Source organism: Bradyrhizobium sp. AZCC 2230 (genome assembly GCF_036924495.1).
GTDB classification, from domain to species: Bacteria; Pseudomonadota; Alphaproteobacteria; order Rhizobiales; family Xanthobacteraceae; genus Bradyrhizobium; species Bradyrhizobium rifense.
This window is the reverse complement of the sequence record NZ_JAZHRS010000001.1, coordinates 183142-196607: the sequence shown is the minus strand read 5'-3', so window position 1 is coordinate 196607 and position 13466 is coordinate 183142. Positions and strand designations below refer to the sequence as shown.

General features: G+C 63.1%; 12 protein-coding genes. 7 read left to right on the top strand and 5 right to left on the bottom strand.

Going from position 1 to position 13466, the window contains the following annotated elements:
• Window positions 1–8: 8 nt before the first annotated feature.
• Genes cimA through cysS form a run of 3 tightly spaced genes read right to left on the bottom strand, consistent with a single transcriptional unit; the run spans window position 9 to window position 3510 of the window.
• On the bottom strand, window positions 9–1607 hold the full coding sequence (cimA, locus tag V1280_RS00960) for a citramalate synthase (protein WP_334518182.1): 1599 nt from the start codon (window positions 1605–1607) through the stop codon (window positions 9–11).
• The gene (locus tag V1280_RS00955) at window positions 1604–2113 is read right to left on the bottom strand and encodes a GNAT family N-acetyltransferase (protein ID WP_334518180.1); all 510 of its coding nucleotides are present in this window, start codon (window positions 2111–2113) and stop codon (window positions 1604–1606) included. The genes cimA and V1280_RS00955 overlap by 4 nt, the downstream gene beginning before the upstream one ends.
• On the bottom strand, window positions 2113–3510 hold the full coding sequence (gene cysS, locus V1280_RS00950; protein WP_334518178.1) for a cysteine--tRNA ligase: 1398 nt from the start codon (window positions 3508–3510) through the stop codon (window positions 2113–2115). The genes V1280_RS00955 and cysS overlap by 1 nt, the downstream gene beginning before the upstream one ends.
• Before the next feature lie 289 nt (window positions 3511–3799).
• On the opposite strand from cysS, the gene V1280_RS00945 reads away from it, so the two are divergent.
• Together V1280_RS00945 and V1280_RS00940 are read left to right on the top strand one after the other, a co-directional pair.
• Complete coding sequence (locus V1280_RS00945) at window positions 3800–4105, top strand: hypothetical protein (protein WP_334518176.1); 306 nt, start codon at window positions 3800–3802, stop codon at window positions 4103–4105.
• A 130-nt stretch (window positions 4106–4235) separates the two neighbouring features.
• On the top strand, window positions 4236–5429 hold the full coding sequence (locus tag V1280_RS00940) for a DUF2865 domain-containing protein (RefSeq protein ID WP_334518174.1): 1194 nt from the start codon (window positions 4236–4238) through the stop codon (window positions 5427–5429).
• Between the two features lie 48 nt (window positions 5430–5477).
• Here the strand turns inward: V1280_RS00940 and V1280_RS00935 are convergent, their stop codons facing one another.
• Window positions 5478–6383, bottom strand: coding sequence for a DUF2189 domain-containing protein (locus V1280_RS00935; protein ID WP_334518172.1), 906 nt, complete (start codon window positions 6381–6383; stop codon window positions 5478–5480).
• Window positions 6384–6939: 556 nt separating this feature from the next.
• Between V1280_RS00935 and V1280_RS00930 the strand changes: the two genes are divergently transcribed.
• From V1280_RS00930 to V1280_RS00910, 5 genes are all read left to right on the top strand, one after another.
• Window positions 6940–7773 (top strand): cytochrome c oxidase subunit II, encoded by an 834-nt coding sequence (locus tag V1280_RS00930; RefSeq protein WP_334518170.1) that lies wholly within the window; start codon window positions 6940–6942, stop codon window positions 7771–7773.
• Between the two features lie 78 nt (window positions 7774–7851).
• On the top strand, window positions 7852–9627 hold the full coding sequence (locus tag V1280_RS00925; protein ID WP_334518168.1) for a cbb3-type cytochrome c oxidase subunit I: 1776 nt from the start codon (window positions 7852–7854) through the stop codon (window positions 9625–9627).
• Window positions 9624–10331 carry a cytochrome c oxidase subunit 3 gene (locus V1280_RS00920; protein WP_334518166.1) on the top strand — a complete coding sequence of 236 codons (708 nt, stop codon included), beginning with the start codon at window positions 9624–9626 and terminating at the stop codon, window positions 10329–10331. Before V1280_RS00925 ends, V1280_RS00920 begins: the two co-directional genes overlap by 4 nt.
• 15 nt (window positions 10332–10346) lie before the next feature.
• Complete coding sequence (locus V1280_RS00915; protein ID WP_334518164.1) at window positions 10347–11069, top strand: heme-copper oxidase subunit III family protein; 723 nt, start codon at window positions 10347–10349, stop codon at window positions 11067–11069.
• Between the two features lie 9 nt (window positions 11070–11078).
• Entirely contained in the window at window positions 11079–11471 is a 393-nt protein-coding gene (locus V1280_RS00910; RefSeq protein ID WP_334518162.1) for a cytochrome C oxidase subunit IV family protein, read from the top strand.
• A 27-nt stretch (window positions 11472–11498) separates the two neighbouring features.
• On the opposite strand, the gene V1280_RS00905 is transcribed toward V1280_RS00910, so the two are convergent.
• Entirely contained in the window at window positions 11499–13256 is a 1758-nt protein-coding gene (locus V1280_RS00905) for an NAD+ synthase (protein WP_334518160.1), read from the bottom strand.
• Window positions 13257–13466: the final 210 nt, after the last annotated feature.

The following is a 13466-nucleotide window of genomic DNA, read 5'->3' as shown; positions in this document are numbered from 1 at the left end:
GGCAACATCTACGCCGGCGCGCCCGATTTCACGAGCTTGTAGATCACCGAATCCATCAGCGCCTGGAACGAGGCGTCGATGATGTTCGGGGACACGCCGACCGTGGTCCAGCGATCGCCGTTCTCATCCTCGCTCTCGATCAACACCCGCGTGACCGCGCCGGTGCCACCGTTGAGGATACGGACGCGGTAGTCGATCAGCGTCAGGCCCTCGATGTACTTCTGATACTTGCCGAGATCCTTGCGCAGGGCGACGTCGAGCGCGTTGACAGGGCCGTTGCCCTCGGCTGCTGAAATCAGATGCTCACCGGCGACGTCGACCTTGACCACGGCCAACGCGACAGTGACGCGCTCGCCAAGGGCGTTGTAACGCTGCTCGACATTGACGTCGAACTGCTCGACCTCGAAATATTGCGGGACCTTGCCGAGCGTACGGCGCGCGAGAAGATCAAACGACGCATTCGCCGATTCATACGCGTAGCCCGCTGCTTCCCGCTCCTTCAACTCCTCGACCAGCCGCGTCAGCTTCGGATCGCTCTTCTCGTAAGCGATGCCGGCGCGGTCGAGCTCGGCCATGACGTTGGAGCGGCCGGCCTGGTCGGACACCAGCACCTTGCGGTGATTGCCGACTGTCTCCGGCAATACGTGCTCATAGGTCTGCGGATCCTTCATCACGGCGGAGGCGTGAATGCCGGTCTTGGTGACGAAGGCGCTCTCGCCGACATAGGCCGCATGCCGGTTCGGCACGCGGTTGAGCATGTCGTCGAGGGTGCGCGAGACCTTGACGAGTGTCGCCAGCTTCTCCGGCGTGACGCTGATATCGAAGGCGTCCGAAAACTCCTTCTTCAATTTCAGTGTCGGAATCAGCGAGCAGAGGTTGGCGTTGCCGCAGCGCTCGCCGAGTCCGTTCAGCGTGCCCTGGATCTGCCGTGCACCGGCGCGCACCGCGGCGAGCGAATTCGCCACCGCCTGCTCGGTGTCGTTATGGGCGTGGATGCCGACGTGGTCGCCGGGGATGTGTTTTGTGACCTCGGTGACGATGGCCTCGACCTCGTTCGGCATGGTGCCGCCATTGGTGTCGCACAGCACGACCCAGCGTGCGCCGGCCTCGTAGGCAGCCTTGGCGCAGGCGAGCGCAAAGCTCGCATCTTCCTTGTAGCCATCGAAAAAATGCTCGCAATCGAGCATCACCTCTCGGCCGGCGGCCTTTGCGGCTGCGACGCTGTCGCGGATCGAGGCGAGGTTTTCCTCTTTCGTCGTCTCCAGCGCGACGCGCACCTGATAGGCCGAGGACTTTGCCACGAAGCAGATCGCGTCCGCCTTCGCTTCCAGAAGCCCGGCGACGCCGGGATCGTTGGAGACCGAGCGCCCTGCCCGCCGCGTCATGCCGAAGGCGGTGAAGCGTGCGTGGTTCAGCTTCGGCTTGCTGCCGAAAAATTCGGTGTCGAGCGGATTGGCGCCGGGATAGCCGCCCTCGACATAGTCGATGCCGAGCTCGTCGAGCATTGCGGCGATGACCTGCTTGTCGGTCAGGGTGAAATCAACGCCGTTGGTCTGCGCACCGTCGCGCAGCGTGGTGTCGAACAGATAAAGGCGCTCCTTGCTCATTGCAGCGCTCCCGACGCGGCGCCGGTGCCGAGCGTCTTCTGCATGGTGGTGTTGGCGAGCCACTCGTCGTTGACGGTGATGCTATTGCGCTGCATGGCGACATAATCGCGCTTGGCGAAGAAGCCTTCCGCCGTATCGCTGGCGTCGACCGTCAGCTTCTCAGCGCCACGACCGCCGGCGAGCTTTTCCAGCGCGTCGACCAGCATGGTCGCGATGCCCTGCCGACCCACGGCCGGATGCACATAGAGCATGCGGATGTGATCCTTGCCGCGCAGCGACGCGAAGCCGACGGGCGAGCCGTCCAGCGTGGCGATCAGCGTCAGGTCGGCCGCAAGCCGCTTGCCGAACTCTTCGTCGTCGGCCGCCGCCATCCAGGCCTCCTGCTGCGCCTCGCTGTAGTCGTCGCCGGTCAGCTCCTGGATGCTTGCGGCGAAGATCGCGGCCAGCATCGGGACGTCGGCCGGCAAAAACGGCCGCAAGCCGGGCTTGGGATGCGCTTGTGCCATCACGCGAGCTCCCAGGTCGTCACCGGCTTGCCCTCTGCGTCCTTGCCGTCCTTGATCACCACGCCCTTGGCCGCGAGTTCGTCACGAATGCGATCGGACTCCTTGAAGTCCTTTCGCGCGCGCGCAGCCGTGCGCTCTGCGATCAGGCGATCGATCTCGCCGGCGTCGACGCCGCTCGCCTTCCTTTTCCGGCCCTCCCATTGCGCGACGGTCTCGGACAGAAAGCCGAGCAGCCGCAGCGACGCCGAAAGGCCGGCCGCATCGGACGAATTGCGCAGTCCATGCAGCGCCGCGATCGCCTGCGGCGTGTTGAGGTCGTCAAGCAGGGCGTCGACCACGGACGTCGCCGGCTTTGACGGCGCCACATCGGCCGCAAAGCGATACCAGTCGTTGAGCGTCTTGGCGCTCTCCTCCAGCGACTTCATGGTCCAGTCGATCGGCGAGGTGTAGTGCGTCTTCAGCATGTTGAGGCGCAGTACCTCACCCGGCCAGTCCGCGAGCAGCTCGTGGATGGTGATGAAGTTGCCGAGGCTCTTCGACATCTTCTCGCTCTCGACCTGCAGGAAGCCATTGTGCATCCAGTAGTTCGCCATGCGCTGCTGGTGGAAGGCGCAGCAGGTCTGCGCCACCTCGTTCTCGTGATGCGGAAACACGAGATCGATGCCGCCGCCATGGATGTCGAACTGCTCGCCGAGATGCTTCCAGGCCATGGCCGAGCATTCGATGTGCCAGCCCGGGCGCCCCTCAGCCTTGATGCCGGCCGGAGACGGCCAGGACGGCTCGCCGGGCTTGGACGGCTTCCACAGCACGAAGTCGGTCGAATCCTTTTTGTAGGGCGCGACGTCGACGCGCGCGCCGGCGATCATTTCGTCGAGCGACCGCTTCGACAGCGCGCCATAGCGCGGCAGCGTCGAGTTGGCCGCGTTCATCGCCTGCGGCGAGAACAGCACGTGGTCCTCGGCGGCATAGGCAAAGCCGCCGGCAATGAGCTTTTCGATGATCTCGCGCATCTCGCCGATATGCTCGGTCGCGCGCGGCTCGACGCTCGGCCGGAGCGCGCCAAGTGCATCGACATCGGCGTGAAACTGTTGGCTGGTCTGCTCGGTGACTTTGCGGATCGCCTCGTTCAGCGGCAGGCCCGGAAAGTCCCGCGCGGCGCGATCGTTGATCTTGTCGTCGACGTCGGTAATGTTGCGAACATACTTCACGTGCGCCTCGCCATAGAGATGGCGGAGCAGCCGAAACAGCACGTCGAACACGATCACCGGCCGCGCATTGCCGATATGGGCGAAGTCATAGACGGTCGGTCCGCAGACATACATGCGGACGTTCTTCGCATCGAGCGGCACAAAGGCGCGCTTTTCCCGGCTCAGCGTATCGTAAAGACGCAATTCCATATGGACACCCGTCGGCTGTTGGCCGGGCGTCCAGTGCTCTCAATGTGGTTGAGAAAAGACGGCTCCAGCCAGCGAATCGCTAGCTCGTAATCTCGCGGCAAATAATGCAGATGGCGAGGAGACCGTTCATGCGGCGACATATGGGCCACGAAGGCGGCTTTCGTCAAGAGAGCCGCGAAAATGCCGTCTTATCTCCGCAATGCGCGGCCGCCCCGCCTTGATGATTCATCATCCTTAACCTTTTGAGTTTAATCTGGAACCCGGCGGTCCCCCCAGCCCCGGTGCACCCATGCGATCCCTGCTCGCGCTCGTCTCCTGTGCCTCTATTCTCGCGGCATCCAGCGCATTCGCCGAGACCCGCGTGTTCATCATCGCCAACCAGGCCGACGGCTATGGCGTCGACCAGTGCCTGGCCAAGGGCGAGAAATGCGGCGCACAGATTGCTCGCACCTACTGCCAGTCACGGGACTTTGCGCAGGCATCGGCTTACCGCCGGGTCGATCCCGACGAAATTACCGGCTCTGTCCCCAAATCCGGCGCAAACTGCTCCCATGGCCATTGCGACGAATATGTCGCAATCACCTGCCAGCGCTGAATTTGCTCGGAACTGGCGGACCTTAGGACCCGTTTACGGCCCCTGAAACGACGTGACGCTGCCGCAGGAAGCGGCTATTGGAGGGCGCGCTTCGGCCTCCCAAATCACGCTAGGCCGTGACCTCGCTAGAATGGCGGATATGCCTGAATTTTTGTCTCTGCCCCGTCCCCGCTCCCTCCTTGCCTGCACCGTGCTTCTGAGCGCGCTCGTGCTCGCCACTGACGCCTTTGCACAGGCCGGCCCCCCCGGCGCGCCGCCGCCTCCGCCCGCCCAGGGCGGCCTCGGGCCGAACCCGATGTGCGCACGGCTGGAAGGACAGCTCGCCGCACTCAACGGTGGCGCCAGCGGCGACCCCGCACGCGACGACCAGATCCGCCGCTACCAGGATTCCCAGGCCAAGCAGCAGGCCGAGCTCGATCGCGTCACCATGCAGGCCAAGCGCATGGGCTGCGATTCCTCCGGCTTCTTCTCGCTGTTCAACGGCCAGTCGGCGCAATGCGGCCCGGTCAACACCCAGATCCAGCAGATGCGCGCCAATCTGGACCAGATCACCGGCAATCTCGAACGCCTCCGCGGTGGCGGTCCCGGCGGCAGCCCCGAGCGCGACAGCCAGCGCCGCTCGGTGCTGATTGCGCTGGCGCAGAACAATTGCGGCCCGCAATACGCCAATGCCGCGCAATCGCAGGGCGGCAACTTCCTGAGCAATCTGTTCGGCGGCAACAACGCCAACAACCCGCCGGGCGCGCCGCCCTCCGATCTCGGCGGCCCGCAATCCGGCACCTTCCGCACGGTGTGTGTGCGCACCTGCGACGGCGCCTATTTCCCGATCTCGTTTGCGACCGTGCCGGCGCGCTTCCCCGACGACGAGAGGACCTGCAAGGCGCTGTGCCCGGCAGCCGAAGCCGTGCTCTACGCCCACCGCAATCCCGGCGAGGACATGAGCTCGGCGGTCTCGATCAGCGGCCAGCCCTACACGGCGCTGCCGGCCGCCTTCAAATTCCGCAGCGAGTTCAATCCGTCCTGCTCGTGCAAGGCGGCGGGCCAGACCTGGGCCGACGCGCTGAAATCGGCCGACGACAAGGCGGCCGCCGAGCAGCAGGGCGACATCATCGTCACCGAGGAGAGCGCCAAGAAGATGCAGCAGCGGCAGCTCACCAAGGGCGCGCCCGCCACCACTGCCAAGAAGGGCGCGGCGGCGCCGCCGGCCACGGCGACCGCGCCGGCTGCAACACCGCCTGCGGATACTGGCGCAGCGACGACTTCCTCCGAGAACAAGCCGATCCGCTCGGTCGGGCCGAGCTTCCTCCCGCAGCAGCAGAAGTAGCTCAGCCCTGCTCCACCGTCACGCTCCGCCCACCGGGTCTCGCCGTTGCTACTCGCGCTCGCGGCTCCACGGGAAGAGATTGGCCGGGAAGTCCGTGGCATAGCGCTTTCCCCGCGGCCGCGGCGGCGGTTCGTCCGGCGGATTCGGATTCGGCTCGACCACCCTCCGGTAAAGATGCCAGGTGGCATGACCGAGCACCGGCAGGACGACAGCGAGACCGACGAAGAGCGGCAGCGAGCCGATCACGAGCAGTGCCGCGACGATCAGCCCCCACTCCGCCATCGCAACCGGATTGGCCGCCACTGCCCGCAGCGATGTGCGGATCGCATCGATCGCCGTCGCATGCCGATCGAGCATCAACGGAAACGATACGACGCTGACGCATAGGGCCGCGACCGCAAACAGGAAGCCGACACCGCAACCGACGATGATGAGCGACCATCCTTCCGGCGTCGTCACCACGCGGGTTGCGAAGTCAGGAATGCTTGCAGCCGCCGCGTGACCGAAGATGGCGACATAGATCGCGTTCGCGACGCCGATCCAGACCCCGAACAGGACGAGCAAGAGCACGCCGAGCTCGAGCATGGCGCCGAAGGACGGTGCGCGCAGCACCTTGATCGCGTCCCACGCCTCGACCTCCTCGCCGCGCTCACGGCGACGGCTGAGTTCGTAGAGACCGATCGCGGCAAAGGGACCGATCAAGGCAAACCCGGCGGCGAGCGGAAACAGCAGCGGCAGGACCGAATGGCCGAGGACCATCCTGAACAGGACGAGACCGAGAACGGGATAAATCAGGCATACGACGACCGCGTGACTCGGCATCGCCTGGAAATCTTCCCAGCCCAGGCGCAGCGCCTTTGTCAGGTCGGACCAGCCGATCTTGCGAATGGGATAAGAGGCCGCCTCGCCGAACAGGTGCCGCTTTACGATGTTGTCGGAATAAAGAGTGGCCATGGACACACCCTCCTCTGCTGAAAGTCGCGGCGGCAAACGGCGCGCTTTCCGGCCGCGCGTATCCGCCCTTATGTGCGGGAGACGCGATCGAGCCGAGTACGGCAGTTCCAGGCTCAACGAGGAAGGAGCTTAGCCGGACGAAACCCGTCGCGACCTGCGCCCCGAGCTTAGCGCGCGCGACCTGGAATGACCAGCACTCCCGGCTGGGTGAATTGTCCGTCGCATATCTTGTGCAATGCATCACATGGAATGCGACGGACGCTTGCCAGCTTGCACGGCAACATGAACCACCCACGCTGCCTAAGCGCGTTGACATGCTATTGACGCCGGGTTCGCGGAGGATCATTTTAAGACCTTAGACGCCCGCAGTTGTGAGATTGGCGGTCGCGATCTCTCTCTCTTGAATATCGCGACCGGTTGAATGGGCGAGACAAGAGGCGCGGCGATGGCTCATATGTCAGCATCGATGCCAGCATAGAAAAGTCCGCCATCGCGACAAACGTGAGCTCCGCCCTGGATTCGTATCCGCAGCCTTCGATGGCAAGGATGGATCAGGATGGCTGTCGCACTGTTACTGCTGCTCGTCGCGATCGGCTCGGTGCTGTTTCACCTTTACAGCCCGTGGTGGTGGACGCCCATCGCCACTGACTGGAGCTACATCGACCAGACGATCAACATCACATTCTGGATCACCGGATTCGTCTTTACCGCGGTGGTTGCGTTCATGGCCTATTGCGTCTTTCGCTTCCGCCATAGGGAGGGAAGACAGGCAGACTACAATCCCGAAAACAAAAAGCTTGAATGGTGGCTCAGTATCGGGACCGGCGTCGGCGTCGCCGCCATGCTCGCACCCGGCCTGATCGTCTGGCACCAGTTCGTGACGGTGCCCACAGACGCCACCGAGATCGAGGTCATGGGCCAGCAATGGCAATGGAGCTTCCGCTTGCCGGGGAAGGACGGTCGGCTGGGCACGTCCGACGTCCGTAACATCAGTCCAGACAATCCGATGGGCCTCAATCGCAGCGATCCGCATGGCCAGGATGACGTGGTGATCGAGAACGGCGACCTGCATCTTCCAATAGGCAAGCCCGTCAAGGTCCTGCTTCGCTCCGTCGATGTCCTGCACGATTTCTATGTGCCGGAGTTCCGGGCCAAGATGGACATGGTCCCGGGCATGGTCACCTATTTCTGGATAAGGCCGATCCGAACCGGGACCTTTGATGTTCTCTGCGCGGAACTGTGTGGCGCCGCTCATTATCAAATGCGGGCCAAGGTGATCGTCGACGAAGAGAGCGACTATCACGCCTGGCTCGAACAGCAGAAGACGTTTGCCGAATTATCTGGCCCAAAGGCCGTCGTGAGGGCGACGTATCAATCCAGCGGCAAATAGCGAAATGCCGCTGCGAACATGGATCGGGCGCCTGAGCCTACTCATCGCCCCCGAAGGAAACGACCGAGGAGGTACTCTATGGTCGATGTTCCATATGATGGGATCACTGGCATTCCACCTGCCGAAGTGCCTGAAGTCGAGCTCTACCATCCGAGAAGCTGGTGGACGCGGTATGTCTTTTCGCAGGACGCCAAGGTCATCGCCATCCAGTACTCGCTGACAGCCTCGGCCATCGGCCTCGTGGCCCTGGTTCTATCTTGGCTGATGCGACTGCAACTGGGATTTCCCGGCACCTTCTCCTTCATCGATGCCAACCAGTACCTCCAGTTCATCACCATGCACGGCATGATCATGGTGATCTATCTGCTCACCGCATTGTTCCTGGGAGGTTTCGGCAACTACCTGATCCCGCTGATGGTCGGCGCACGGGACATGGTCTTCCCCTATGTGAACATGCTGAGTTATTGGGTCTACCTGCTCGCGGTCCTGGTGCTGGCTTCGACCTTCTTCGTGCCCGGCGGCCCCACTGGCGCTGGCTGGACGCTGTACCCGCCGCAGGCGATTCTCTCCGGCACGCCCGGACAGGAATGGGGTATCGTCCTCATGCTGTCCTCCCTGATCCTGTTCATCATCGGCTTCACCATGGGCGGGCTGAATTACGTGGTGACCGTGCTGCAGGGGCGCACCCGCGGCATGACCTTGATGCGCCTGCCCTTGACGGTGTGGGGCATCTTTACAGCCACCGTGATGGCGTTGCTGGCATTCCCTGCGCTGTTCGTTGGCTCGGTGATGATGCTGCTCGACCGTCTGCTGGGAACCAGCTTCTTCATGCCGTCGCTGGTCGAGATGGGCCAACTCAGCAAATATGGCGGTGGCAGCCCGCTGCTTTTTCAGCACCTGTTCTGGTTCTTCGGTCACCCCGAAGTCTACATCGTCGCTTTGCCCGCCTTCGGCATCGTCTCCGACCTGATCAGCACGCATGCGCGAAAAAACATTTTCGGTTATCGCATGATGGTCTGGGCCATCGTGGGGATTGGTGCGCTCAGCTTCGTCGTGTGGGCGCACCACATGTATGTGAGCGGCATGTACCCATATTTCGGGTTCTTCTTCGCCACGACGACGCTGGTCATCGCCATTCCCACCGCCATCAAGGTCTACAACTGGGTCCTGACCCTGTGGCGTGGCAACATACATCTCACGATACCGATGCTGTTCGCGCTTGGATTCATCGTCACCTTCGTGAACGGCGGGCTGACCGGTCTATTCCTCGGCAACGTCGTGGTCGATGTGCCGCTTTCGGATACCATGTTCGTCGTCGCGCATTTCCACATGGTGATGGGCGTCGCGCCGATCATGGTCGTGTTGGGGGCGATCTATCACTGGTACCCGAAGGTCACGGGGCGAATGTTGAACAACGTTCTGGGCCAGTTTCATTTCTGGGTCACGTTCCTCGGCGCCTACCTGATCTTCTTTCCCATGCACTATCTCGGACTACTCGGCGTTCCGCGCCGATACTTCGAACTCGGCGACGCGGCGTTCATTCCGCCGTCCGCCCACTCGCTCAACCAGTTCATCACCGTGGTCGCCTTGACGGTTGGCTTCGCCCAGATGGTGTTCCTGTTCAATCTGGTCTGGAGCCTGCTCGAGGGCAAGCCCTCGGGTGGTAACCCCTGGCGAGCAACGACGCTGGAATGGCAGACGCCGGAGACGCCGCCAGGGCACGGCAACTGGGGCAAGGAGCTCCCGATCGTCTATCGCTGGGCCTATGACTATAGCGTGCCGGGTGCTGCGGAGGACTTCATTCCACAGAACCAGCCGCCCACGACGGGGGCCATTCAGGGAGCTGCTCCGTGAGCGCCGTTATCCTGTTCCTGGCCGTGATCGCGGTCATCGCCGGATGGTGGCTCTCGCAGCAACGGCTGACTGCGAAGCCGTGGCTGGAGGCAGGTCCGATCGATGACTTCCCCGGCACGGGCACAATGACCTGGCCGGCGGCGAAGGTCGGACTTGGCGTGTTCCTCGCCGTCGCCGGCTCGCTGTTCACACTTTTCATCAGCGCCTACTCCATGCGCATGAACATGGCGGACTGGCGGACAATGCCCGTGCCGGCGGTGCTGTGGTTCAACACCGGCGCGCTGGTCTTGAGTAGCGTCGCATTGCAATGGGCGTACGTTGCCACGCGGCGAAACGACATTGACGGTGCCATCGTCGGTCTGCTCGGCGCTGGAGGTGCAGCGATCACGTTTCTCGCAGGGCAGCTTCTGGCGTGGCAGCAGCTGAACGCCGCCGGCTATTTCGTGGCGTCCAATCCGGCCAACGCCTTCTTCTACATGATCACCGCGGTGCACGGACTGCATCTGACCGGCGGCTTGGTAGCGCTCGGCAGGACCACAGCCAAGGTATGGCACCGTAGCGCCGCGACGGCCGAGATGCGCCTGAGCGTGGAGCTATGCACCATCTACTGGCATTTCCTCCTGCTGGTCTGGGTTGTCCTGCTCGGTCTCCTGACAGGTTGGACAAACGATTTCGTCGACATCTGTCGCCAGTTGCTGAGCTAGGGAGAGCGAAAACAGATGGCTGAGACCGTGCTGACGAATACAGGGCAAGGTGCTGGGCGACTTCCGGGCTGGCGAGGCATCGCCGCGGACTGGGCTTCGGATCAGCGAGCCTTCAAGAACGTGTCCTGGGGCAAGGCCATGATGTGGATCTTCCTCCTCAGCGACACCTTCATTTTCAGCTGTTTCCTCCTGTCCTACATGACGGCGCGGATGTCGACGACCGTGCCATGGCCCAACCCAAGTGAGGTCTTTGCGCTCAATCTCGGCGGCAAGCACATCCCCCTGATCCTGATCGCCATCATGACCTTCGTCCTGATCAGCAGCAGTGGGACGATGGCGATGGCCGTCAATTTCGGCTACCGCAGGGATCGCGTCAGGACTGCAATCCTGATGCTGGTCACGGCGGCATTCGGCGCGACGTTTGTCAGCATGCAGGCCTTCGAATGGACAAAGCTGATCATGGAGGGCGTTCGCCCCTGGAGCAACCCGTGGGGCGCGGCGCAGTTCGGCTCTTGCTTTTTCATGATCACCGGCTTCCACGGCACTCACGTCACGATCGGCGTGATCTTCCTGATTGCGATTGCGCGCAAGGTCTTGCGGGGCGACTTCGATGTCGAAAGGCGCGGCTTCTTCACGAGCCGGAGGGGCTATTACGAGATTGTCGAAATCACCGGCCTGTACTGGCACTTCGTCGATCTCGTGTGGGTGTTCATCTTTGCGTTTTTCTATCTTTGGTGAGGTCGGCGCATGACAAATGCCACGGTACACATGGAAGGACAGCTCCAGGCTCATGTGCATGACGCAGTCGCACCAGCGGCGGCGCACGCCAAGGGCCAGCAGCACCCGATCAAGCTCTATCTCGTGGTCTGGGCGTGGTTGTTCGTGCTGAGCACCTGCTCCTATCTCGTCGACTACTTTGGCCTGCACGGCGGTCTGAGATGGTCGCTGATCCTGCTGTTCATGGTGTTGAAGGCCGGCCTCATCGTTGCCGTCTTCATGCACATGGCCTGGGAGCGGCTGGCCCTGGCCTATGCCATCCTGCTACCGCCGGTAGCGGTGTTGGTTTTTGTGTCGATCATGGTGCTCGAGTCCGAGTATACGCACTTGCTTCGAGTGCTGTTCTTCGCGACGCCGTCGTAGGACCTGCGATCTCGCGAGGGCCGGAGTTCACCCCTCGAACGCGTCGATCGAGGCGTGGTTGCCGCGCGACACCAGCGTCTCGTCCGGGGCGGGCAGCGGCTCGCCCCGGTCGCGAAAGCGATTGGTGATGGGATAGCGGCGGTCGCGGCCAAAGTTCTTCCGCGTCACCTTCACGCCCGGCGCGGCCTGGCGGCGCTTGTATTCGGCGACGTTGAGGAGATGGTCGATGCGGGTCACCGTCTCGCGGTCGAAGCCCGCGGCGATGATCTGGTCGAGCGGCTCCTCGCGTTCGACCAGACGCTCCAGGATCGCATCGAGCACCTCGTAGGCCGGCAGTGAGTCCTGATCGGTCTGGTTCTCGCGCAGCTCTGCCGTCGGCGGACGCGTGATGATATCGGGCGGGATCACCTCGCCCGCCGGTCCGAGCGCACCGTCGGGCTTCCATGAATTGCGCAAAGCCGCCAGCCGGAACACCTGTGTCTTGTAGATGTCCTTGATCGGATTGAAGCCGCCGTTCATGTCGCCATAGAGCGTGGCATAGCCGACCGACATTTCCGACTTGTTGCCTGTTGTCACCACCATCAGCCCGGTCTTGTTGGAGATCGCCATCAGCAAGGTGCCGCGGGTGCGGGCCTGGAGATTTTCCTCGGTGATATCCGGCGGCAGGTTCTTGAAGATGCCGGACAGGATGGTCTCGAACCCGCCCACCGCTTCCGCGATCGGCAACACCTCGTAGCGGATGCCGAGATGGCCGGCGAGCTCGCCCGCGTCGGCAATCGAGTGTGCTGCGGTGTAGCGATAAGGCAGCATCACGCCGTGCACCTGGTCGGCGCCCAGCGCATCGACCGCGATCGCCGCACAGAGTGCGGAATCGATGCCGCCGGAGATGCCGAGCAGCACGCCGGGAAAGCCGTTCTTGGTGACGTAGTCGCGCAAACCAAGGACGCAGGCCGCATAATCGGCCTCGTCGCCCTCTGGCTGCTCCACGATCGGACCCGTGCAACGCCAATCGCCGCCGTTTCTGATGAAGCGCAACGTCGTGACGTTCTCCTCGAACGCCGGCAGTTGCGCAGCGAGCGAGAGATCTCCATTGAGCGCGAACGACGCGCCGTCAAACACCAGCTCGTCCTGGCCGCAGACCTGATTGAGATAGACCAGCGGCAAACCGCTCTCGGTGACCCGCGCGACCGCCACCGACAGACGCACATCGTTCTTGTCGCGGGCATAGGGCGAGCCGTTCGGCACCAGAATGATCTCGGCGCCGGTCTCGGCCAGCGTCTCGACCACGTTCTCGTAATCCTCGGACTCTTCCAGCCAGATGTCCTCGCAGATCGGCACGCCGATCCGCACGCCGCGCACGGTGACGGGGCCTGCCGCCGGCCCGCGCGCAAACAGCCGCTTCTCGTCGAACACGCCGTAATTCGGCAAATTGCATTTGAAGCGAAGCGCCGCGATGCGCCCGCCGTCGAGCAGCGCGCAGGCATTATAGAGCTTGCCGTCCTCGACCCAGGGCGTGCCGACCAGCAGCGCCGGGCCACCGTCGGCGGTCTCGCGCGCGAGCGCTTCGATTGCGGAACGGCAAGCGGCCTGGAAGGCAGGCTTCTGCACCAGATCTTCCGGCGGATAGCCAGCGATGAACAACTCCGGAAACAGCACGAGATCGGCGCCATCGGCAATGGCTCGCGCGCGTGCCGAGCGAACCTGCGCGGCATTGCCCTCGATGTCGCCCATGGTCGGATTGAGCTGGGCGAGCGTGACCGCGAATGCGTTGAGACGTTCGGTCATCGCGTGCTCTCCGTCACCTCTCCCGAAGGGAGAGGTCGGATTGCATCGGAGATGCAATCCGGGTGAGGGGTTACGGTATCTCGTGGGACCTGAGCCTCCTCACCCGATTTGCGCTCGACGATGCTGTGCATCGCGAGACGCAAACCGACCTCTCCCCGTTGGGGAGAGGTGAAGGGGCCTCGGGCACCGACGCTCAATCGATAATCTCCG

What these genes read in the sequence shown, in the direction of transcription:
- V1280_RS00945 (WP_334518176.1), top strand. Translation starts at nt 3,800, where the DNA reads ATGCGATCCCTGCTCGCGCTCGTCTCCTGTGCCTCTATTCTCGCGGCA.
- V1280_RS00910 (WP_334518162.1), top strand. Translation starts at nt 11,079, where the DNA reads ATGACAAATGCCACGGTACACATGGAAGGACAGCTCCAGGCTCATGTG.
- V1280_RS00905 (WP_334518160.1), bottom strand. Translation starts at nt 13,256, where the DNA reads ATGACCGAACGTCTCAACGCATTCGCGGTCACGCTCGCCCAGCTCAAT.
- V1280_RS00915 (WP_334518164.1), top strand. Translation starts at nt 10,347, where the DNA reads ATGGCTGAGACCGTGCTGACGAATACAGGGCAAGGTGCTGGGCGACTT.
- V1280_RS00955 (WP_334518180.1), bottom strand. Translation starts at nt 2,113, where the DNA reads ATGGCACAAGCGCATCCCAAGCCCGGCTTGCGGCCGTTTTTGCCGGCC.
- V1280_RS00925 (WP_334518168.1), top strand. Translation starts at nt 7,852, where the DNA reads ATGGTCGATGTTCCATATGATGGGATCACTGGCATTCCACCTGCCGAA.
- V1280_RS00940 (WP_334518174.1), top strand. Translation starts at nt 4,236, where the DNA reads ATGGCGGATATGCCTGAATTTTTGTCTCTGCCCCGTCCCCGCTCCCTC.
- cysS (WP_334518178.1), bottom strand. Translation starts at nt 3,510, where the DNA reads ATGGAATTGCGTCTTTACGATACGCTGAGCCGGGAAAAGCGCGCCTTT.
- V1280_RS00935 (WP_334518172.1), bottom strand. Translation starts at nt 6,383, where the DNA reads ATGGCCACTCTTTATTCCGACAACATCGTAAAGCGGCACCTGTTCGGC.
- V1280_RS00930 (WP_334518170.1), top strand. Translation starts at nt 6,940, where the DNA reads ATGGCTGTCGCACTGTTACTGCTGCTCGTCGCGATCGGCTCGGTGCTG.
- cimA (WP_334518182.1), bottom strand. Translation starts at nt 1,607, where the DNA reads ATGAGCAAGGAGCGCCTTTATCTGTTCGACACCACGCTGCGCGACGGT.